Annotated in this window: 19 protein-coding genes and 1 tRNA gene; 9 read left to right on the forward strand and 11 right to left on the reverse strand. The window is 34.3% G+C overall.

Annotation, left to right across the window (positions count from 1 at the left end):
- Nucleotide 1 precedes the first annotated feature (1 nt).
- Nucleotides 2-544, reverse strand: a complete 543-nt coding sequence (locus MTX13_RS06225; RefSeq protein WP_250433547.1) for a YceD family protein — start codon at nt 542-544, stop codon at nt 2-4.
- A gap of 73 nt (nt 545-617) precedes the next feature.
- Entirely contained in the window at nt 618-1,664 is a 1,047-nt protein-coding gene (gene pdxA, locus MTX13_RS06230; RefSeq protein WP_250433549.1) for a 4-hydroxythreonine-4-phosphate dehydrogenase PdxA, read from the reverse strand.
- 60 nt (nt 1,665-1,724) lie between these two features.
- On the opposite strand from pdxA, the gene MTX13_RS06235 reads away from it, so the two are divergent.
- On the forward strand, nt 1,725-2,315 hold the full coding sequence (locus MTX13_RS06235) for a riboflavin synthase (protein WP_250433550.1): 591 nt from the start codon (nt 1,725-1,727) through the stop codon (nt 2,313-2,315).
- 8 nt (nt 2,316-2,323) lie between these two features.
- On the opposite strand, the gene MTX13_RS06240 is transcribed toward MTX13_RS06235, so the two are convergent.
- The 3 genes from MTX13_RS06240 to mce all read right to left on the reverse strand — a co-directional run bounded on the left by MTX13_RS06240 (nt 2,324) and on the right by mce (nt 3,355).
- Nucleotides 2,324-2,509 (reverse strand): hypothetical protein, encoded by a 186-nt coding sequence (locus MTX13_RS06240; RefSeq protein WP_250433551.1) that lies wholly within the window; start codon nt 2,507-2,509, stop codon nt 2,324-2,326.
- 290 nt (nt 2,510-2,799) lie between these two features.
- Nucleotides 2,800-2,873 (reverse strand) — tRNA-Ile (locus tag MTX13_RS06245).
- A gap of 77 nt (nt 2,874-2,950) precedes the next feature.
- Nucleotides 2,951-3,355 carry a methylmalonyl-CoA epimerase gene (gene mce, locus MTX13_RS06250; RefSeq protein WP_250433552.1) on the reverse strand — a complete coding sequence of 135 codons (405 nt, stop codon included), beginning with the start codon at nt 3,353-3,355 and terminating at the stop codon, nt 2,951-2,953.
- A gap of 67 nt (nt 3,356-3,422) precedes the next feature.
- Here mce and rbfA point away from each other — a divergent pair, with 67 nt between their 5' ends.
- Together rbfA and MTX13_RS06260 are read left to right on the forward strand one after the other, a co-directional pair.
- Nucleotides 3,423-3,818 (forward strand): 30S ribosome-binding factor RbfA, encoded by a 396-nt coding sequence (gene rbfA, locus MTX13_RS06255; RefSeq protein WP_250433553.1) that lies wholly within the window; start codon nt 3,423-3,425, stop codon nt 3,816-3,818.
- Nucleotides 3,819-5,024: an ABC transporter permease gene (locus tag MTX13_RS06260; protein ID WP_250433554.1), complete on the forward strand. Its 1,206-nt coding sequence runs from the start codon at nt 3,819-3,821 to the stop codon at nt 5,022-5,024.
- Here MTX13_RS06260 and dusB read toward each other — a convergent pair.
- Both dusB and MTX13_RS06270 read right to left on the reverse strand, forming a co-directional pair.
- Nucleotides 5,021-6,013 carry a tRNA dihydrouridine synthase DusB gene (gene dusB / locus MTX13_RS06265; protein WP_250433555.1) on the reverse strand — a complete coding sequence of 331 codons (993 nt, stop codon included), beginning with the start codon at nt 6,011-6,013 and terminating at the stop codon, nt 5,021-5,023. The two genes, MTX13_RS06260 and dusB, sit on opposite strands and share 4 nt — an antisense overlap.
- Nucleotides 6,014-7,240, reverse strand: a complete 1,227-nt coding sequence (locus MTX13_RS06270) for a M28 family peptidase (protein ID WP_250433556.1) — start codon at nt 7,238-7,240, stop codon at nt 6,014-6,016. It abuts the gene before it with no gap.
- A gap of 63 nt (nt 7,241-7,303) precedes the next feature.
- On the opposite strand from MTX13_RS06270, the gene MTX13_RS06275 reads away from it, so the two are divergent.
- On the forward strand, nt 7,304-8,401 hold the full coding sequence (locus tag MTX13_RS06275) for a TolB family protein (protein WP_250433557.1): 1,098 nt from the start codon (nt 7,304-7,306) through the stop codon (nt 8,399-8,401).
- Here MTX13_RS06275 and MTX13_RS06280 read toward each other — a convergent pair whose 3' ends face one another.
- Nucleotides 8,402-10,828: an outer membrane beta-barrel family protein gene (locus MTX13_RS06280; RefSeq protein ID WP_250433559.1), complete on the reverse strand. Its 2,427-nt coding sequence runs from the start codon at nt 10,826-10,828 to the stop codon at nt 8,402-8,404.
- A gap of 160 nt (nt 10,829-10,988) precedes the next feature.
- On the opposite strand from MTX13_RS06280, the gene lepA reads away from it, so the two are divergent.
- The gene (lepA, locus tag MTX13_RS06285; protein ID WP_250433560.1) at nt 10,989-12,785 is read left to right on the forward strand and encodes a translation elongation factor 4; all 1,797 of its coding nucleotides are present in this window, start codon (nt 10,989-10,991) and stop codon (nt 12,783-12,785) included.
- 1 nt (nt 12,786) lies between these two features.
- Here lepA and MTX13_RS06290 read toward each other — a convergent pair whose 3' ends face one another.
- Nucleotides 12,787-14,625 (reverse strand): cation:proton antiporter, encoded by a 1,839-nt coding sequence (locus MTX13_RS06290; RefSeq protein WP_250433561.1) that lies wholly within the window; start codon nt 14,623-14,625, stop codon nt 12,787-12,789.
- 114 nt (nt 14,626-14,739) lie between these two features.
- Between MTX13_RS06290 and MTX13_RS06295 the strand changes: the two genes are divergently transcribed.
- The 4 genes from MTX13_RS06295 to MTX13_RS06310 all read left to right on the forward strand — a co-directional run bounded on the left by MTX13_RS06295 (nt 14,740) and on the right by MTX13_RS06310 (nt 19,651).
- A complete protein-coding gene (locus MTX13_RS06295) occupies nt 14,740-15,600 on the forward strand; it encodes an MBL fold metallo-hydrolase (protein ID WP_250433562.1) in 861 nt (286 codons plus the stop codon).
- A gap of 10 nt (nt 15,601-15,610) precedes the next feature.
- On the forward strand, nt 15,611-17,215 hold the full coding sequence (locus tag MTX13_RS06300; RefSeq protein WP_250433563.1) for a S8 family peptidase: 1,605 nt from the start codon (nt 15,611-15,613) through the stop codon (nt 17,213-17,215).
- Nucleotides 17,216-17,279: 64 nt separating this feature from the next.
- Complete coding sequence (locus MTX13_RS06305) at nt 17,280-19,076, forward strand: M1 family metallopeptidase (protein WP_250433564.1); 1,797 nt, start codon at nt 17,280-17,282, stop codon at nt 19,074-19,076.
- Nucleotides 19,076-19,651, forward strand: a complete 576-nt coding sequence (locus MTX13_RS06310; RefSeq protein WP_250433565.1) for a hypothetical protein — start codon at nt 19,076-19,078, stop codon at nt 19,649-19,651. Before MTX13_RS06305 ends, MTX13_RS06310 begins: the two co-directional genes overlap by 1 nt.
- Nucleotides 19,652-19,663: 12 nt before the next feature.
- On the opposite strand, the gene MTX13_RS06315 is transcribed toward MTX13_RS06310, so the two are convergent.
- Nucleotides 19,664-20,854, reverse strand: coding sequence for a succinylglutamate desuccinylase/aspartoacylase family protein (locus MTX13_RS06315; protein WP_250433566.1), 1,191 nt, complete (start codon nt 20,852-20,854; stop codon nt 19,664-19,666).
- A gap of 4 nt (nt 20,855-20,858) precedes the next feature.
- The gene (locus MTX13_RS06320; RefSeq protein WP_250433568.1) at nt 20,859-22,709 is read right to left on the reverse strand and encodes a CBS domain-containing protein; all 1,851 of its coding nucleotides are present in this window, start codon (nt 22,707-22,709) and stop codon (nt 20,859-20,861) included.
- Nucleotides 22,710-22,781 lie beyond the last annotated feature (72 nt).

Consider the following 22,781-nt stretch of genomic DNA (forward strand, 5'->3'; position numbering starts at 1 on the left):
ATTATTGTTTATCCGTTAATAGTTTCTTTAATGTATTCCATCTTGGATCCGTTTCAGAATCCGAATCTTTTGTTTTATCCGTTTTTGGACTTAATTCTTCCAATTTATCAAGTATCTCTGAACCTAATGTGCCGTCTTTTACTCCTGGGTGAATTCTTTTACTTGGAACGGCCAATACAATAAGTTCATAAATATACTGTTGTACGTTAACTTCATATGACCCATGAGGTAAAACCAATAGGTCTATTTCCTCATCGTTAAATTCTTCACCAAATTTAACCACTAAATCAAAATTACTTTGAACGTCTTGATTGTAAGGCTCATTGGTTAAATCGCAGTGCACGTTTACATATCCAGCAATATCAAAGTTCAACTCTAATAAGGTTGTTTTTTTGTTCAGTTCTAATTGTACTTCAACAGAAGCATCATTAAAATCTTGATAATCAAAAAAATCAAAGAACGTTTTGTCTATTTTGTACTCAAATTGATGTTTTCCTTCTTTTAGCCCTACAAAAGGTATTGTAAATGTTTTCAATTCCTTCATTCTCCATCTATTTTGAGCCTGCAAATATATAAAATATTCTTTAGCTTTTGCTTACTTATAAACATTTTTTTGTTTATATCTTTTTCTGACCTACTTTTAAAGGATTTTTACTCAACTGTTTGTTTTCTAACCGGTTATTGTAAAGTTGAATAGCCAAATAGATTGCTTCTTTAAATGAACTTTCGTTCGCTTCGCCTTTTCCTGCTATTTCGTAAGCTGTACCATGGTCTGGAGATGTGCGAATTTTTGATAAACCAGCAGTGTAATTAACCCCTTTACCAAAAGAGAGTGTCTTAAACGGAATTAATCCTTGGTCATGATATGCCGCAATAATAGCATCAAAATTCTTATAATTACCTGAACCAAAAAAGCTGTCTGCTGCATAAGGGCCATATACCAATTTACCGTTATCGACTAATGCTTGCAGTGCTGGTCTCAACACCTCATCATCTTCTTTACCAATCACACCATTATCGCCAGTATGAGGGTTAATGCCCAAAACTGCAATTTTGGGGCGTCTAACATTGAAATCAGTTTGAAGCGTATTATAAATTGTATTGATTTTTTTATTAATTAGTTCTTTGGTAATATGGTTAGCTACGTCTTTAACAGGTACATGATCGGTCAATAAACCTACTCTTAAGTTGTTAGAGATCATGAACATTAAACTATCCCCTTCCAGTTCTTGTGCTAAATAATCTGTGTGGCCTGGAAATTTAAATTTTTCAGATTGTATGTTGTGCTTATTTATTGGAGCAGTAACCAAAACGTCAATCTCGTTAGACTTTAAAGCTTTGGTTGCGCTTTTAAAAGACTTAATGGCGAGCTCACCTATTTTAACATCCTCTTCGCCAAAATTAATTTCAACACGTTCTTGCCAAACATTAAATACGTTGATTTTGCCATGAATAACTTCACTTAACTTATTGATGCCGTTGAAGGTCACATCAAACTTAAAATGGTTTTTTAAAAACGATATCGTTTTTACTGATGCAAATATAACAGGCGTGAAAAACTCTTGTGTTCGATTATCTTCTAAAGTTTTTAAAATTATCTCGCCACCAATGCCATTTAAATCACCTATTGATATTCCTACAATAACATTTTCGTCTTTCTTCATTTAGATTGCAACTTAAGTTTGTAATTTTGTTTCGCAAATTTAACTAAATAATCCTAACAGATGTTTACAGGAATTATTGAAACTATTGGAAAAGTAAAAGAATTGGCTCAAGACCAATCAAATGTTCACTTAACTATTGAGTCAGATATTACTCCTGAACTTAAAATTGACCAAAGCGTTGCCCATAACGGTGTGTGCTTAACAGTTGTTTCTATTAAAGATAAACTATATACTGTTACGGCAATTGAAGAAACTTTAGCCAAAACAAACTTAAATAGCCTTGTTATTGGCGACTCAATTAATTTAGAGCGCGCCATGAAATTAGGCGATAGGTTAGATGGACATATTGTTCAAGGGCATGTAGACCAAACTGCTATTTGCGAGGGAATTGAGTCGTCTAATGGTAGTTGGGTTTTTACGTTTTCTTACGATGAAACCCTTCACAACATTACTATAGAAAAAGGGTCTATTACCGTTAACGGAGTAAGTCTTACTGTTGTAAATTCAAAAGCCAGTACATTTAGTGTTGCTATTGTTCCTTATACTTATGAGCACACTACATTTAAACACTTAAAAATTGGCAGTATTGTAAATCTAGAATTTGATGTTGTGGGTAAATATGTAAAAAAGCTATTTGAGCTTAATAAATAAAATTGCACTTATTTTGCTTTTAAGAACCTAAAAGCACCATAAAACAATCCTAAAATTAAAGTAAATATAACGCCTCCATCAATAGGCAATCCTGGTGGTGGTGGTGGTTGCGGTGGTGGTGGTCCAGTTTGAGCAACGCAAACAAAGCTTATTAGCAAAAATAAGATTGAGGCAAATATTTTTTTGTTTTGCATTTTCATTGGTCGGTAAATGTATAAAAAAAAGCGACTTAACAAAACAAAAACATTATCTTATGCCTTTTAAGTGTAAAAAACATCGATTAAATACATCTTTGTTAGTAAATTCGCTATTAATACTATTCGATTTCAAATATATATTTTTTTTAAATATTATTACCCGTTTAGGTTTTAAATAATTGTAATCATGACCTTTATAAAACTGTAAAAGGATTAATAAATTGTCAAGGTATACCCAAAAAACATAAAAAGCCTCACAAACTTGACGTTTATAAGGCTTTTAAAAGTGGTCCCACCTGGGCTCGAACCAGGGACTTTCTGATTATGAGTCAGATACTCTAACCAACTGAGTTATAGGACCTATTAGCTGATTACTAATGCACTCTTGCTTAAAGAGTGTGCAATATTACTACATATTTTAAAACTCTACAAGAATTTTTATTCCTTTATATCTTGGCATAACTCAATTAAAACACCATTAGTTGATTTTGGGTGCAAAAACGCAACCAACTTGTTATCTGCTCCTTGTTTCGGAGTTTTGTTAAGTACAATAAATCCTTCGTTTTCCAATCTTTTAATTTCTAACTCAATGTCATTAACATCAAAGGCTATATGATGAATGCCCTCTCCTCGTTTTTCTATAAATTTAGAAATTGGACTATCCGGATTAGTGCCTTCTAAAAGTTCAATTTTGTTTTCACCAACCTTAAAAAAAGACGTGTTTACGCCTTCGCTTACTACTTCTTCTATTTTATAGTGCGGCTCTCCAAACAATTTCTTGAATAAATCATTAGATTCTTTCAAGCTTTTAACCGCTATACCAATATGCTCAATCTTATTCATGATAAGTAAGTTACGAATTTTGATTGCAAAAGTAAGATAATCTTTAAATATCCGTTATTTTTGCATCATGGAAGAAAGTCAAAGACAAAAGAAAATAGCATCAGTCTTACAACGCGACCTTGTAGATATTTTACAAAAAGCTGCCACGCAAGGCGGTATGCATGGTGTTCTTATATCGGTTTCTAAAGTAAAAGTTACGGTAGATTTATCTGTAGCAAAAGTTTATCTAAGCATTTTTCCTAACAATAAGGCTCAAGAGCTTATTGTTGGTATTCGCTCTAATGCACCTTTAATTAGACACGAACTGGCTCAACGCACTAAAAATCAATTAAGACGCATGCCTCATTTAGAGTTTTTTGTTGACGACTCACTGGAATACATTGACAAAATAGAGCAATCCCTAAAAGGTTCAGACAACCCAATTGATGATCCTGATCTTTTAGATAAACGAAAAAAATCGTAATTGAATTTCTCTTTATATATAGCCAAACGTTATTTGCTTTCAAAAAGCAGTAACAATGCTATAAACTTTATTACACTTATAACGGCTTTTAGTGTTATTATTGGTGCGTTATCTTTATTTGTTGTATTATCTGGATTTGCTGGGCTAAAAGATTTCACATTACAATTTACCTCTTTAATTGACCCAGATCTTAAGGCGGAATCTGCTGCCGGCAAATCATTTAGTCTTTCTGAAACTGAAATTAAAGGCTTAAATGACATTCCCGAAATAGTTTCGTTTTCAAAAATTGTGGAAGAGCGCGTATTTATATCTTTTGATGGTAAAAGTTATCCTAATGCGTTTATAAAAGGTGTTGATTCTAATTACGAAAAAGTTACACGAATAGATTCTGTAGTTCCTATTGGAAGTTGGTTATCCTCCCAGACCAATCAAATTGTTACGGGTTGGGGAATTGCCAATAGATTATCTGTTGGTGTTTTAGATTATGGCAAAACAGTAGATTTATACATCCCAAAACCTGGTAAGGGGCAGATTACTGATATAAAAAAAGCCTTCAATTCTGTGAATGCTGTAAATGTTGGCATTTTTGATGTAAACGAGACTCTAAATGACAAATATATTTACGCACCTATTGAAATGGCTCAACATTTAGTGAACTATGATAGTAATCAAATTTCAGCAATTGAATTCAAGCTGGTTCCAGATGCCGATGAAAATCAAACCCGTGAAGCTATACAAAATGTTCTTGGCGATGCTGTTGTTTTAAAAAATAAATCAGAACTTAATGATGCGCTTCATAAAATGCTAAACACTGAAAATTTAGCCGTTTATTTAATATTCACCCTAATTCTAATCATTGCGCTTTTTAACCTTGTGGGTTCAATTATTATGATGATACTAGACAAGAAAAAAACACTACACACTTTATTTAATCTGGGAGCAACTATTAAGGACATTAAAAAGATTTTCTTCCTTCAAGGTAGTTTAATGACCTTGATTGGCGGATCTATTGGGTTATTAATTGCACTGTTATTGGTTTGGTTACAAAAAACCTTTGGGTTTATCATGCTTACCCAATCTTTACCCTATCCTGTTTCTATTAAACTGGAAAATATTATTATTGTGTTTATAACTATAAGCGTTTTAGGGATAGCCGCTTCAAAAATTGCTTCGTCAAGAATTACTAAAAACCTAGTTTCTAATTAGGCAAATTGGTAATCGGAAAATTTTTCTAGAACATCATCAAAAGCCTTAAAGACATCTTTTGAATCATCACTAGTTACCATACGCATTCTATATTCCTTAAAATTTGGAATGCCTTTAAAATAATTGGTATAATGACGCCGCGTTTCAAAAACCCCTAACTTCTCCCCTTTCCAATCTATTGCCATTTGTAAATGACGCCTAGCTGCATCAACACGTTCTGTTAACGAAATTGGTGCAAGATGCTCTCCGGTTTTAAAATAATGTTTCACTTGCTTAAAAAACCACGGATTTCCAATTGTTGCCCTGCCTATCATACATCCGTCTAATCCATAGCTGTCGCGCATTTCCATAGCACGTTCTGGCGAATCCACATCACCATTCCCAAAAACCGGAATATGCATTCTAGGATTGTTTTTTACTTCGGCTATGGGTTTCCAGTCTGCACTCCCTTTATACATTTGGGCACGTGTGCGACCATGAATAGAAATGGCTTTACAGCCTACGTCTTGTAAACGTTCGGCAACCTCAACAATTTTTATGGAATCGTGATCCCAACCCAAACGTGTTTTAACAGTAACTGGTAAATTCGTTCGTTTAACCATTTCGGCCGTTAAGCTTTCCATTAAGCAAATGTCTTTTAGAATACCTGCTCCAGCACCTTTGCTTACTACCTTTTTAACAGGACAACCAAAGTTGATATCAATAATATCGGGATTAGACTTTTCTACAATATCGATAGTTTGTAGCATACTGTCTAGGTTTGCACCAAAAATCTGAATGCCCACAGGCCTTTCTTTCTCATAAATATCCAACTTCATAACGCTTTTTGCTGCATTACGAATGAGTCCTTCGCTAGAAACAAATTCAGTGTAAACGACATCAGCACCTTGTTCTTTACACAAAGCGCGAAAAGGCGGATCGCTTACGTCTTCCATAGGTGCTAACAGCAATGGAAAATCAGGAAGTTCTATGTCGCCTATTTTTACCAATTATTTAAAAATTAAATTAAAGTCCAAAGTGTCTTTTTTACGCTCAACACGAACTACTGTAGAATCTCCAGGCTCAAAAACCGACAATGCACGCATATAACTCATCATATCTACAATTGCGCTATCACCAAGTTGAACAACAACATCTCCCTTTAAAAGTCCTGCTGCTTGAGCTGGTTTATCCTCACTAACACCATCAATACGCATTCCTGTACCATCGTATAAATAATCTGGAACCACACCTAGACCAACCTTAAAGCGAGGTGTTTCTTCACTTTCATTTTTTGTTTTTCTAAAAGCTAGTTTGCCGTTATTGTTTAAATCGGATATAATTTCAAAAATATATCCAGAAATAATATCCATACCTTTATAATTCAACTTATCAAGGTCATCACCTGGTTTATGGTAGTCTTCATGCTGACCAGTAAAAAAGTGCAGTACCGGTATATCTGCCAGATAAAATGATGTATGATCGCTTGGGCCTATTCCAGATTCTTTTTCAATTAATTTAAACCTATCATTGTGAGAGCTTAATGTCTGCTTAAATATAGGTGATGTTCCTGTTCCATAAACAGCCAATGTGCTGTCTTGCTTTAAGCGTCCAACCATATCCATGTTTATCATATAGCTCACCGCTTTAGTATCAATTGTTGGGTTTTTAACAAAATAGTTTGAGCCTAACAAGCCCATTTCTTCTCCAGAAAAAGCAACAAATACATAGTTATTTTCTGTATTTACACCCTTAAGTTTTCCTGCCAAATCTAACATAACGGCCACACCACTGGCATTATCGTCAGCACCATTGTGGATAGCTTTTTCACCTTTATACAAAGAACCTTCTCCGCCATACCCCAAATGGTCATAATGTGCTCCAATAACTACAGTGTTTTGAGCATTATTATTAATAAATCCAATAACATTTGTTCCCGTTACTGTGCCGTCTTCAGCTATATTTGTAAAGGCGACTTCGCCATGAGGATCATTTGAGGGCTTAAAGCTAAAAGCTTGATAATACTTTTCAGTTCCTTTAGGTTCAATTCCCATTTCAGCAAACCGTTTCGCTATATATTCGGCAGCTTTTTGCTCACCTACCGTTCCTGTTTCACGCCCTTCCAATTTGTCGTCAGCCAAAAACGAAACATCTTCCTGTATTTTGTTTTCATATAAATACTCTTTTTTACAACCCAGTAGCGTTATAAAAAGAACCAATAGCGATATTTTCTTCATGGTAATAATCTTATTTTTGGCGAAATTAAGCAATAATTGGCACATATATCTATTGAAAACCTTATGAAAAATTATATTTATATCTTAATATTAATCATAACCGTTTCTTGTAAAACTGACAAAAACAAAACTACAGATGCTGATTCTGGTGCTACAAAATGGGTCGATTCTCTAATTTATCCTGAGGAAACCCATTTCAAATCTATTAAACAGATTACGTTTGGTGGCGATAACGCAGAAGCCTATTGGAGCTTTGATGACAAACAATTGGTGTTTCAATCGAATAATGAAGGGTGGAATGTTAATTGCGATCAAATGTTTTTGATGAATGTTGGCGAAACTTTTAAAGATAACATGCCTCCAATGATAAGTACAGGAAAAGGCCGAACAACCTGCGCTTACTTTTTACCAGATAACAAACACATTATTTATGCTTCAACCCATTTAGGTGGTGATGATTGTCCAGAAACACCTCTTCGAAAAAACGGTAAATACATATGGCCAATTTATGATACCTACGATATTTTTGTAGCCGATTTAGAAGGTAATATTACAGCCCAACTAACCAATGAAAAAGGTTACGATGCTGAACCTACAGTTTCTCCGCAAGGTGATAAAATTGTTTTTACTTCAGATAGAAGTGGCGATTTAGAATTGTACACTATGAACCTTGACGGTAGTGATGTGAAACAAATTACTTTCGAGCTTGGCTATGATGGTGGCGCTTTCTTTTCACCAGATGGCACAAAAATTATTTTCAGATCATCTAGACCTAAAACAGAAGAAGAAATTAAAGAATATAAAGATTTACTGGCTGAAGGCCTTGTTCAGCCTACACAAATGGAACTTTATATTTGTAATGCCGATGGTAGTGATTTACGCCAGCTTACAGATTTGGGTAATGCTAATTGGAGTCCGTTTTTTCATCCCAGTGGTGAGAAAATTTTATTCTCTTCAAATTTTGAATCAGAAAGAGGCTTCCCTTTTAATTTGTATTTAATTGATATCGATGGGAAGAATTTAGAACGTGTGACGCATAGCGACACTTTTGATGCCTTTCCAGTATTTTCAAACGATGGTAAAAAGCTTATTTTCTCATCCAATAGGAATAATGGTGGTGGTCGCGATACCAACTTGTTTATTGCCGAATGGCAAGATTAATTAGTTGTCAGATTTTTCCAGTCGATCCCGTTCTTTTCTTGCTTTAGTTCTTTGGTTGGTTTCCAAACCAGTATTACCGAACTTGTAGCTAAAACCTAGTTTAATGTATCTATTGTCAAAATTTAAGAATCGTGAATTATCCTGCCTTAAATATTTTGTTCTAACATTATAATCCTGTTGATTAAATAAATCGGCAGCAGATAAGCTTATTGAACCACGCTTATTAAGAATTGTCTTTTTTATGGCCAAATCACTATAAAGCTGTGCATCCACAATTTGAAAACCTTGTTGGTTTTTACTAATGTATACTAATGTAAAAGTAAGCGATAAACTATTGTCTTCTAAAAATGAAAGGGAGTTGCTCCATTCTGAATAATTAGACCAAGTATCCTTTTTTAAAAGACTGTCATTAATTATGGCTTGCTCTTCAATATTAAAAAAAGACGTTGCAAAGTACACATTCCACCATGATGTCAAATCGAAATAGGCCAGAAAATCAAAACCAAAATCTATAGTGCTCTCTAGGTTTGTAGGTGTATAAATTAATAAGTTGTTATCATTGTCCTGCAATGGTAACTCCATGAAATTAGATTGAATGTCTTTATAATAGGCTTCTACAAAAAAACTGTAATTTAAAGATCCTCCTACGACAAAGTGATCTGTAAGGGCTGGTTGTAAATTAGGATTACCGGTTACAATAGTATTGTCGTTTAAAAAGAACCTAAACGGGTTTAATGACTGATAGTCTGGTCGTTTAATGCTACGCTTGTAATTTGAATAAACACTTATTTTTTCAGAGGCTTGAAAACTTAAGCTCGCTGTAGGAAACCAATTAAAGTAATCTTGTATTAAGCTGTTGTTGGTTACTATTGATTTGCCTTTAATATCTGATTGTTCAACCCGTACGCCTAGATTTAAATCCCACCTATCCCAGCTTTTGTCAAATTCGCTATAAGCCGCCAATACATTTTCTTTATAATCAAACGCATTTGAGTTATTAGGATCAAAAAAAGGATTCCCGTTTACAATACTATATTGGTTAATTTCACTATCAGTATTCACAAAAGATCCTTTTACTCCAAAGGAAAGTGATGCTGTGTTTTCTGAAAATGGCAAACTGTAATCAGCTTGAGCGGTATTGATTAAGGTGGTTTGCTTTGATGTCGTTTCAAAAGCATTCGAAAAGTTTAGATTACTATCAGAGAAGTAATAGTTACTATTAACTTTTTGGTCCCTGTTATAATCATAAGTTGTTAAGTGGACGTTTAAAGACAGTTTGCTGCCGCTGCTAAAATTGCTTACATAATCTAAATCAAAACCCAAGTTATGCTTGTTATCAGAAGAGTTGTTGGTATTGTCAAAATTATATAATGGATTATAATTAGGGTCAAAAACATTGGTCTGTCCATTAATTTTATAATCAAAATTGGGCAGAAATAATAAGTTGGACGAAAAGCTTAACGTGTTATTGTTATTTATAAAATAATCAAAATTGGTGTTTATGGTATGAGTTTGTGACTTGGTTGTTCTATCAAAATCCGAATCCCATCGTTCGTAAACAGCATCATTGGTATCAATAAAATTGACTTGTTCATCACTTACGCGTGCAATTTTGTCGTTGTTATAACTATAGCTAGCAAAAACATTTATTTTATTGTTTTTGTAGAAGTTAGTAGTTCCGGCATTATACCTAGGATAAACACCTTGTGTATAATTAGTAAACACAGTGCCGCGATAACCAGTAATGAGGTTTTTACCCATTACAATGTTTATAACAATTCCATCAGACGCATCGTACTTTGCTCCAGGGTTTGTAATAACCTCAACTGACTTTATACTGCTAGCAGGCGAGCCTTCTAATAAATTCATTAACTCACTATTGCTAAGCTGTACCTTTCTGTTGTTAATGTAAACTGTTGGTGCAGTATTTTTAACCGATAACGAGCCGTCTAAAACCAATACGCCTGGTGTGCTTCTCATAACCTCCATAACATTACCCTCACTTAAAGCCGTATTTTCAACATTAAAAACCAATCTATCGGATTCTTTTTTAACAGTTGGCTTTTTAGCAATTATGGAGACTTCTTCTAACGATTCGGCAGATTCCTCTAAAACAATACTATTAAGCTGTTTGTCATTGTCTTCAACTGAAATATTTTGGTATACAGGTTTAAAACCTATAAAACTTGTCTTTAAAATATAGGAGCCTGAACTCACATTTTTAATCTCAAACAGACCTTTTTCATCAGTGGTACTTCCTTTTACTGCCGTAGAATCAGTTACAGAGAGTAATACCACATTGGCAAAACTAACCGGATTTTGTTGAGAATCTGTTACATTTCCAGAAACCAGAAAATCTTGTGAATAAAGCATGGAAGATGCTAAAGCACTGATAATGATAAGGCTGGCTCTAAAAGTGAAATTCATTGAGTTAGTTTGGAATTGCAATATAAAAATTGTTTTAAACTTTTGTTTACGGTTTTACCGTAAATGAAAATTGTACAACAATATTGTTGGTTTTAAATATTTAAAGCATAATAAAACAATTATATTTGCAAACTAGTTATGTTATGCTAGATTACAGGTTATGGAGCACATTAGAAATTTTTGCATTATTGCGCATATTGATCACGGTAAAAGCACCCTTGCTGACCGTTTGTTGGATTTTACAGGTTCGGTAACAGAACGTGAAAAACAAAATCAACTGTTGGACAATATGGATTTGGAGCGTGAGCGTGGTATTACCATTAAATCGCATGCTATACAAATGGATTATATCCATAATGATGAGCAATACGTTTTAAACTTAATAGATACGCCTGGTCATGTGGATTTTTCTTATGAAGTATCACGATCAATTGCAGCTTGTGAAGGAGCCTTACTTATTGTTGATGCCGCACAGAGTATCCAAGCGCAGACCATTTCAAATTTATATTTAGCTTTAGAAAACGATTTAGAAATAATTCCTGTTTTAAATAAGGTAGATTTGCCTAGCGCAAACCCAGAAGAGGTTACTGACGATATTGTTGACTTGTTGGGCTGTGACCCTTCAGAAGTTATTCCTGCAAGTGCAAAAACTGGTTTGGGTATTGCAGATATTTTAACAGCTATAATTGAGCGTGTTCCTGCGCCAAAAGGCAATGTAGATGAGCCGCTTCAAGCTTTAATTTTTGATTCTGTTTACAACCCATTCCGTGGTGTAGAAACCTATTTTAGGGTTATTAATGGTTCCATTAAAAAAGGGCAGCAAATCAAGTTTATAGCAACAGATAAAAATTATTATGCTGATGAGGTTGGAACACTTAAGCTCAAACAGCAACCAAAACAGGAGATAAAAGCAGGAGATGTAGGTTATTTAATTACTGGTATAAAAGAAGCAAAAGAAGTGAAAGTTGGTGATACAATTACTGATGCCAAAAACCCTACTAAAAATGCAATTAGTGGGTTTGAGGATGTAAAGCCAATGGTTTTTGCTGGAATTTACCCTGTTGATACTGAAGATTATGAAGACTTAAGAGCCTCTATGGAAAAACTTCAATTAAATGATGCTTCTTTGGTGTTTACTCCTGAAAGTTCTGCTGCTTTAGGCTTCGGATTCCGATGTGGGTTTTTAGGCATGTTGCACCTTGAAATTATTCAAGAGCGTTTAGAACGAGAGTTTGATATGACCGTTATTACAACTGTTCCTAACGTTTCATACCATGCTTTTACTAACAAGAATCCAGACGACATAATAATCGTTAATAATCCGAGCGATTTACCAGAGCCTTCAACTCTAAATCGTGTTGAAGAACCTTACATAAAAGCCACCATTATTACAAAAGCAGATTTTGTTGGCAATGTTATGTCGTTATGTATTGATAAGCGTGGTGTTATTACCAATCAAACATATTTAACCACAGAACGTGTGGAGCTATCTTTTGATATGCCACTCGCTGAAATTGTATTTGATTTTTACGATAGACTAAAAACGGTTTCTAAAGGTTATGCTTCTTTTGATTATTCACCAATTGGTATGAGAACCTCCAAATTGGTTCGTGTAGATATTCTTTTGAATTCTCAACCCGTCGATGCGCTTTCGGCACTTATTCATGCAGACAACGCCTATACAATTGGTAAAAAGATTACTGAAAAACTACGAGAGTTAATACCAAGACAGCAATTCGATATTCCTATTCAGGCAGCTATTGGAGCTAAAATTATTGCTCGTGAAACTATAAAAGCACTCCGTAAAGATGTAACAGCTAAATGTTATGGAGGTGATATTTCAAGAAAACGTAAACTTCTTGAAAAGCAGAAAAAAGGTAAAAAGAAAATGCGCCAAGTTGGGAATGTTGAAATTCCACAACAAGCATTTATGGCTGTCTTAAAGTTAAACGATTAAATTAGGATACTTCTTCGGCTTTAAGCGTTTTTCCTAAATAGACTAGGCTACAGTTTTTATTAATTTTATTAGCATCCTTGTTGTAAGAAGATATTATATGGAGTTCGCCTTCTTCGTCTTTCACAAATAGCGGAACGATATCATCATCGCTATTCGTTATCTTTATAAGCTTATCATAATGGTCTTTGTCTTTCAAGGGTATTTCGCTAATAACTGGATTTTTGCGAGTCACTTCTGTTAGTTTTACAAAATCATCAGTATGGGAAAAAAGTCCTTCTTTTGGGTTATCGTTTATATTTTTAATTTCCTCACGAGTTACCAATCTAAAACTACCGTTTTCCCCAAACTGTTTACTAAACTTGTCGATAGCGTACTTATTAATGTCTGAATTAGCAGTCATAGCCATTAAATATCCAACATCATTCAGTTCTATGTTATCTGTCAGGGTTTCCGAATATATGTTTACATTAAGAGCTTCTAAACCTAATTCTAAAGATTTTTCAATATTGGTTTGGTTGTTGTCAATCAAAACCACATGTCTTCCGTTGGACTCCAAATAATGCCCAATTACACGTGCAAATTTAGAGGCTCCTATAATTAAAATGCCCTCGCTTTTTGTTAAGAAAACGCCTAAAATTTTAGCAACAAAACGAGCTGTCGTTGCATTTAATAAAACAGTACCCAACACAATCATAAATACTAAAGGCGTAATATATTCTGCGCCTTCAACCCCTTGCTTTATGAGTTTTGTTCCAAAAAGCGAAGCAATACCTGCGGCTACGATACCACGAGGTCCAACCCAACTTATAAAGGTCTTTTCGTTAGTTTTTAATTTAGATCCTGTTGTGCTTAAAAAAACTGCTAGCGGTCTAATTACAAAAACAACTATTCCAAAAAGTACTGCTGTATTCCAGTTATACAAAAGCATCATATCATCAACACTAATATTGGCCGCTAATAGTATAAATAAAATTGATATCAACAATACACTTAAAGACTCTTTAAAATACAATAATTCTTTTCGGTTTTGAAGCTTGCTATTCCCCAAGACCATTCCCATAACAACAACTGCTAACAGGCCTGATTCATGCGCAAAAATATCAGACTCAACAAAAACCAATAAAACAGTAGATAATGAAACTACATTTAATAAATAGTGCGGAATCAGATTTTTGTTAATGACAAATTTTAAAGCATGGGCGAATGTAAACCCAAACGTGGTTCCAAAAAGTATAATCTTACCAAATTCAATAAAGGCTGTTTTTGTAAAGCCACTATCACCTCCAACACTTATAAACTCAAAAACCAAAACAGCCACTAAAGCGCCTATTGGGTCAATTAATATACCTTCCCATTTCAAGACAGCCGATACATCTTTCTTTAGGGGTATATTCCTTAAAATGGGCGTAATAACTGTTGGTCCAGTAACGATAATTAAAGCCGAAAACAAAAAGCAAACCTCCCAGCTTAAGTAAAACACATAGTGTGCCACAATAGCGCCTCCAAAAAATGTAATAATAGCGCCAAGTGTAATTAGTTTAGTGATAACAGGTCCAACATTGCGTATTTCATCTCGTTTTAATGTTAAACCTCCTTCAAATAATATAACGCTTATGGCTAGAGACACAAAGTAATACAGGCCATCTCCTGGAAATAATCCTTTTTCACCATTCCAAATAGGTTCTATCCATTTTGCACCATCTTCGCTAAAAAACTCTGCAGAAATAGGGCCTACAAGTAAGCCTATTAAAATTAAAGGTAAAATGGCTGGTATTTTTAAACGCCATGCAACCCATTGTGCAAGTATTCCTAGTATAATTATTCCCGCTAATTCTAACATGCTTTAATTTTTCGTGAAAATAATAAAATAATACCATTAAGGCTAAATGTTAAAATGAAGTTATAGATTTAACTTTCATTTTTATTGTGTTAACGCTTTTGTAATTTTACAACTATGAATTTATATCCCATAAACGCAGGAAATTTTAAACTAGATGGTGGCGCCATGTTTGGTGTTGTGCCAAAATCGCTATGGACAAGAACAAATCCCGCAGACAATAACAATATGATTGATATTGCTGCGCGCTGTTTGTTGATTGAAGACGGTAACAAATTAATACTAATTGACACCGGAATGGGTGATAAGCAAAGCGAGAAGTTTTTTGGCTATTACTTTCCTTGGGGTAATGATACCATTGACAAATCATTAAAAAAGTATGGTTTCCATCGAGATGATATAACCGATGTTTTTATGACACATTTGCATTTCGACCACTGTGGCGGAAGTATTCAATGGAACAAAGATAGAACAGGTTTTGAGCCCGCTTTTAAAAATGCTAATTTTTGGAGCAATCAAGATCATTGGAAATGGGCAACACAGCCTAATAGACGAGAAAAAGCCTCTTTTTTAAAAGAAAATATCTTGCCTATGGAAGAAAGTGGACAGTTAAAATTTACTTCGCTTCCTAATGATGATTTGTTAGAAAATTCTGAATTGGGATTTGATATTTTCTTTGCAAATGGTCATACCGACAAACAAATGATTCCTATGGTTCAATACCAAGATAAAACCATTTGCTTTATGGCAGATCTATTGCCAACAGCCGGACACTTACCAATTCCTTTTGTAATGGGCTACGATACTAGACCACTACTAACTTTAGACGAAAAAGAAAAATTCTTAAGTTTAGCTGCAAATAATAATTATTACTTATTTTTGGAGCACGATGCACACAATGAAATTATTACTGTAAAAAACACAGAAAAAGGCGTGCGTTTGGATAACGTTTATACTTGTAATGAGATTTTTAACTAAAAAACGAAAAATGAAATTAATTAAAGCATGTTTATTGACGGCAATTACTGCAGCCGTTTTAACTAGCTGTGGTGGTTCGGCCATAGTATCAACACCAGTTGAAAACATTGATAATGTTCCTTTAAAAGAAACGGAGCTAACCGAAAAAGAAAAGCATAATTGGGGCCATTTAGATCTAGTGACCGATACTATTCCTGGAATGAGCGTTGACAAGGCCTACGCCGAAATAATAAAAGATAAAAAAGGAAAAGCGGTTATAGTTGCTGTTATTGACTCTGGAATTGATATTGAACATGAAGATTTAGATGGTGTTGTTTGGACAAACGAAGATGAAATTCCAGGTAACGGAATTGACGATGATAAAAATGGTTATGTTGATGACATTCATGGATGGAACTTTTTAGGCGATGCTTACGATGAGCAATTGGAGTTTGTTCGTATTATCGTAAAAGGAGACAAAAGCAACCCGCAATACGATGCTGCAGTTGCTGAATACGAAGAAAAACATCAAGAGGCATTAGCTAACAAGCAACGTTATGACCAGATTTATGAAATGGTTAAAAGTGCCGATGAAACAATTTCAAAGCATTTAAACAAAGAAGACTATACAAAAGAAGATGTTGGTGGTATTTCATCTGACGATGCTAATGTAAACCAAGCAAAAGCCATGCTTCAAAACATGTATGCCAATGGTTTTGATGATACCAAAGCTGCGCTTGAAGCTATTAAAAGTGGTGTAGAATACTTTACAGATCAATTAAACGTTAACCTAAACAAAGACCTTAAAGGTAGAACAACTGGTGACGACCCTGATGATTTATCTGATGTTGGTTATGGTAACGGTAACGTATTACCTTCTGAAAAAGGCGAAAGTCATGGTACTCACGTAGCTGGTATTATTGCTGCGGAACGCAACAATGGTTTGGGTGCAAATGGAGTAGCTAATAACGTAAAAATAATGAGCTTAAGAGCTGTACCAAATGGCGATGAGTACGATAAAGACATTGCTTTGGCTATTCGTTACGCTGTTGATAATGGTGCGACAATTATCAATGGTAGCTTTGGTAAATACTACTCACCACATAGCGATTGGGTGCGCGATGCTATTGCATATGCTAGTGATAACGATGTATTGTTTATTAATGCAGCTGGAAACGAAGGTATTGATATCGATAAAAAAGACGTATTTCCAAACGATGCTATTGGTACAGGTCCAGAAGTTTCTAAAACATTTATTACTGTTGGTGCTTTAGAGCCAAAATACGGTTCAGGAATGATTGCGGGATTCTCAAATTATGGAAAATACAATGTAGATGTTTTTGCTCCTGGAGCAAAAGTATATTCTACTACTCCAGAAAACGAATACGATACTAAAGGTGGAACATCTATGGCTGCTCCTGCAGTAGCTGGTGTTGCTGCTTTAATTCGTTCTTACTATCCAAAATTATCTGCCGAACAAGTTAAGCAGGTTATTTTAGATTCTGGACTTGCGGTTAAAACTAACGTTGTTGTGGGCGGAAACCCTGAAGATGTTAGACCGTTTGGTGATTTAACAAAATCTGGCAAAATGGTAAATGCTTACAACGCATTAATCATGGCTAGCCAAATGAAATAAAACAATTTAAAAACGTAAAAAATCCTATCCAACTGTGATAGGATTTTTTTTAAACTTCAATCAAATGAAAAAAATAGTATTTCTAACATTAGGGTTAATGCTTGTGCTTTCATGCGGAAGCAATTCTCTAGTTATAGCACAAAGCTCAACAAATGATAATAATGCCTGTTATTGGCAACAACATGTAGACTATAAAATGGAAATTGATATGGATGTGGAATCCTATCAATATAAAGGAAAACAAACTTTGGTTTACACCAATAATTCACCTGATGTTTTAAATCGTGTGTATTATCACTTGTACTTTAATGCTTTTCAGCCCGGAAGCGAAATGGATATTCGTTCAAGAACTATTGCTGATCCTGACGGCCGTGTTGGTGACAGAATTAGTAAGCTTAAACCAGATGAAATAGGTTACATTAAAGTAAACTCATTAAAGCAAAATGGAACACTATTAAATCATGAAACCGTAGGTACTGTATTAGAAGTTACATTAGCAAAGCCTATCCAACCTGGTGAATCTGTAACTTTTAATATGGATTTTGATGCACAGGTGCCTGTTCAAATTCGTCGTTCTGGACGTAATAATAAAGAAGGTGTTGCGCTATCCATGACGCAATGGTATCCAAAATTAGCTGAATACGATTTTGAAGGTTGGCACGCAGACCCTTATATCGGTCGTGAATTCCATGGTGTTTGGGGTGATTTTGACGTAAAATTAACTATCGATAAAGATTATGTGGTTGGTGGAACAGGTTATTTACAAGACGATGTTAAAACAAGAGGCGATAAAAAAACCCTCCACTTTGTAGCGCCTAAAGTACATGATTTTACATGGGCTGCAGATCCGGAGTATATTCATGATACCATGCAGGTTCCTGATGGTCCAATGCTACACTTCTACTATAAAAGTACTTTAGATGCCGAAAAGAAAGACAACTGGAAAAAACTGCAGCCTAAAACGGTTGAACTTATGCAATATTTTAGCGAACACATTGGTAAATATCCTTACGATCAATATTCAGTTATTCAAGGTGGTGATGGTGGTATGGAATATGCTATGTGTACACTTATAACTGGTGAGCGCTCTTTAGGTAGCCTTGTTGGAGTTACTGCACACGAAATGGCACATACTTGGTTTCAGTTTTTATTGGCTACTAATGAGGCCAAGCATGAGTGGATGGACGAAGGGTTTACAAGCTATATTAGCGATCATGCTATGAATGAAATTATGGATGAAGGTAAAGAAAATCCATCTGCAAATTCGTATGCAGGTTATTTATATTTAGCTAAATCTGGAAAAGAACAGCCTTTAACAACCCATGCCGATCGCTATGAGTTCAACCAAGCCTATGGTATTTCGGCCTATGCGAAAGGCGCTGTTTTTATGGCACAATTGGGTTATGTAATTGGTGAAGACAATTTAAAGAAGACTATTAAAAAATATTTTAACGACTTTGCTTTTAAACATCCAAGACCTATAGATATCATACGCTCGGCCGAAAAAGTAACTGATTTTGAATTGGATTGGTATTTAATAGATTTTGCTCAAACTACGAACACTATAGACTATGGTATAAAAAGCATAACTGATAAAACGATTGAATTAGAGCGTATTGGTTTAATGCCAATGCCATTAGACGTGACTGTGACTTATACTGACGGAACACGTGAAGATTTCTACATTCCGTTACAAATGATGCGTGGTGAAAAACCAACCTCTGCAACTATTATTGCAGATTGGGCTTGGGCAAACCCAAGCTACTCATTTGAAGCTTCAAAACCTGTAAAATCGGTTAATATAGATCCTAAACAAGGTATGGCGGACATCAATCGCGATAATAACGTAATGGAAAAATAATGCGTTTAGCTATTTTATTTCTTTTACTGTTTTCGGTTCAAATTATTGTTGCTCAAGATAAGTTGGTTAACAGTGAAAACGTGCTGCAATGGCAAGAAGGCTATAGCCTACGCGTTGAAGACTATCAAAAACCGAGAAAAGCAAATGATAGTTATTCTCATACAGCCTATAAGATAGAGTTTTATCCATCAGAGGTTTTGGTTGATGCCAACGACTATATTCAAGGTTATGAAAATTTAACTGTTGTTGCAGAATTCCATATGGATAAATCACATTTCAATCCCGAATATGAAGCAGATTTATTACCCTTTGAACAATTAACTTTTGACATTGCCGAATTGTACGCCAGAAAAATTAGAAGGCGTTTTGAAGAACTCAAAGAAAAGAAGGAAAGACGTTTTTCCATGTATAATTATGAATATAATTTACTGTGGAAAGCTTGTTTAGAATACCAATCTGAATTTAGTAAAGCTTCAAACAACGGTTGGGAATCTGAAGATAAAATTGCTGAATGGCGAAATAAAATAGATCAGGAATTAAAAAAACTTCAAGAATACGCTATAAAGCCACTTTAACGAGTGGCTTTTTTAATACCAATCTTCATTTTTATACATACTATTTTTTGAAGCGCGCTCACGATTTGACAGTCTTAAATGTGTGGCATCAATTTTCTGGCTTCTATAACCTAATAAATGAAAAAACGATTTAGCCATAAACTTGGCCGTTTTCAAGTTAACTCGCAACACATGTTTGTGCTTGTCTTCCCAAGAAACACCTGGTAAAGCCACTAAAAAACTATCAAACTTAATGCGTCTTAAAAATTCAGAGAGTTTAAGGAAAAATGGTTTTATGGGTTGAATTATAAAAAACCCTTCTTCGCCTATTTTTTGATATAAAGGCATAAAAATTCGGCCATTGTGTTTTGAAATTATCTCTCCATTAATATCATTAGCCAGGACCATTTTTTTCTCTATTTTTTCAAAACTTCGAAAGCCATTAACCATTTTAAAATGATCTTCTGGTTTTACGCGATGTAAATACGTAACCTCAAAAGCATCTTGAATATTATAACTTTGTTCCTGTAGTTGTTTATAATGCATTTGAAAACCAATAACAGATTCTGCCTTCATGGCTTTGGCATAAACAAGTGATAAATAAATAAAAGCCTGACTATTAATTACGGCATCTTTTTCATCATGCTGTCCTGATTCAAAACCTAAAGACACATAGCCTAATTGATTAATATAACTTAATAAAGGACCTTCTAGATATTCTTCAATACCCAGAACAATAGGAACCGGAAACAGTGATGAAAACTTTCGGTTTATTAAAGCATCATTAATGGTTATAAATGGTATGGTTTTACTGGAAGTGGTATGAAAATCTATAAAATAAAAAGGGCCAGATTCAGCTTCTATAATCTGATGAACAAGGGCGTGTAATTCAAGAAGCTCTTGTTCTTCATAATTTAAATCAGACTTGCTTTTAATGCTGTTAATGCGTTCTTTAAACCATAGCCTATTCAAATCATTTTTTAAATAGCGTTTGTTTTGTTTTAAGGCTTGGGTATTACCAGTAATAGCGTAAAGCGTTCCTGATATATCTTTAGGGTTAAGTTTGTTAAAAACATGGTTTAGAGCAAAAACTCCGGCCGTTTCATTACCGTGTATGCCTCCAAAAAAAACCATGGTAGGACCTGAATTATGACCTTTTATCTTGCCGATAATTCGATTAAGAATAACAGATTTATTTAATGCTGGACTACTAACTTCTACCATGCAATTACATATCTTTTGAAGTTATTATTCCTATTAATTTGTCATTTTTAATTACAGGAAGGCTATTTATATTGTTAGCTTCCATTAAAGCCTTTGCTTCTGATAAAGGCATCCATTCTGTTGTTGTTATGGGCTCTTTATGCATAACTTTCTCAATTGATATAGAATTTATATTTGTATCGTTAATATATTTTAAAACATCGTTCCATGATAATAGCCCTACAAGTTTCAATTTTTTGTTAATTACTGGCATATGGTGGATGTTTTTCCATTTCATAATGCTTAAAACCAATTTCAAACTATCGTTTTTTTCAACTGAAAAAACTTTAGTGCTCATAGCGTGTTTTACCGTTTTTTCTGAATCAAAGCCCAATGATTCCCTACCGCTTAAAATGCTCCAACTACCTACGGGAAAATCTTGTTCCTGTTTTTTGTACATATTAGCCACTAAAACTTGAGCTGCTGAATACGGTTTATATTTCTGCTGTAAATTTCTATAACTTTTTATCATCCATTGAGAACCACAATTAGATTTGATACGGTTTTCTATTATGGTTAAATATTCTTCAGCATCTTTTGGTGAAATACCTACTTTGTATAACCCTTTATAAGCCATTGGAAGCAAATAATCCAATAATAAATTATGACTTGATATGTATTCTCCGTTCCAAATAAACTGTGTACCCATACCGTATCTGGCGGCATTGAAGAAGTTGGTTTTAACATCTTTAAAATCCCATTTTTCATGTATATTTTCAAACGTTTTGGGTTTACCCAACATCAACCCTACCCAAAACATCATATTGGCAATTTCATCTGATAAGGTAGGTCCAGAAGGAATATACCTATTCTCAATACGTAGATGTGGTTTTCCACCTCCAACACCATAACACACCCTATTCCACCTATAAACCGTTCCGTTATGAAGGCTTAAGGCTTTTAATTTTGGTATTTCTCCAGCCTTAAGCATATCAACACTGTCTTTATCGTATTCAGATGTTACAAGGCTTCTAAATCGTGAAACACTGTCTCTAAAAATATCAACTACGGTTCCTGTTTCCCAACTAGCTCCAAAGCTAACACGAGATTGTTTTTCGTTTAATATAAATGAATTTGCTCGTGTGTCAACACTTTGAGTAAACAAAGCAATACGTGTTTCATTCCATAATTCTTTACCAAATAAAAGTGGAGAATTGGTACAAATACTCAAAACGGGTCCGGCAATGGCTTGAGCCCAATTATAGTCATCGATAAAATTATCTGGATGAATTTGTAAATGGGCTTGAAAACTGGTGTTACAGGCTTCCAGCATTACAGAGTCGTGTAATAAATTTAATTCATCTACCCCCTTTATGTGAATACTAAAATCTTGTTTTCTAGAATCTTTAATAGCTTCATTTAAAACACTATAACGTTGTATTTTAGTCATATTATCTTCAGATATATACTTGAGTGATAATGTGGGTAATATACCTGTTAGAATTACTTTTGTGTTATGCTTTTCGCAAACACTCCTTGCTTTGTCTAAAAGATCTGATAATTGTTTGTGTAATTGTGAAAAGCAATCATCCTTTAGGGTTAAAGGATCGGAATTAATTTCAAGATTGTAATTCCCAATTTCAGTTGTAAAATGATCGTCGTTAATTTCATTTAGTAGGGCCAATGAATTATCATTTGGGTAAAAGTCGTTATTAACAATACAAAACTCTTGTTCTGCTCCAATTCTAATGGGTTCAGTTTCAATTAAACCTTCTTTAAGCATAATTTCTAAAGCCTCAATATCTTGTGTTAATTGATGAATAAAAGCAGCCTTCTCTGCTTTAGATGTTAATCGTGTGACATTTAAATTACCCATAACCTGATATTTATAACATAATAATTATGTAAGTTACATTTTCTTAAATTACAAAAATATGATTTATGTCAT

It is taken from the genome of Hanstruepera flava (assembly GCF_023634025.1).
Lineage (GTDB): Bacteria > Bacteroidota > Bacteroidia > Flavobacteriales > Flavobacteriaceae > Hanstruepera > Hanstruepera flava.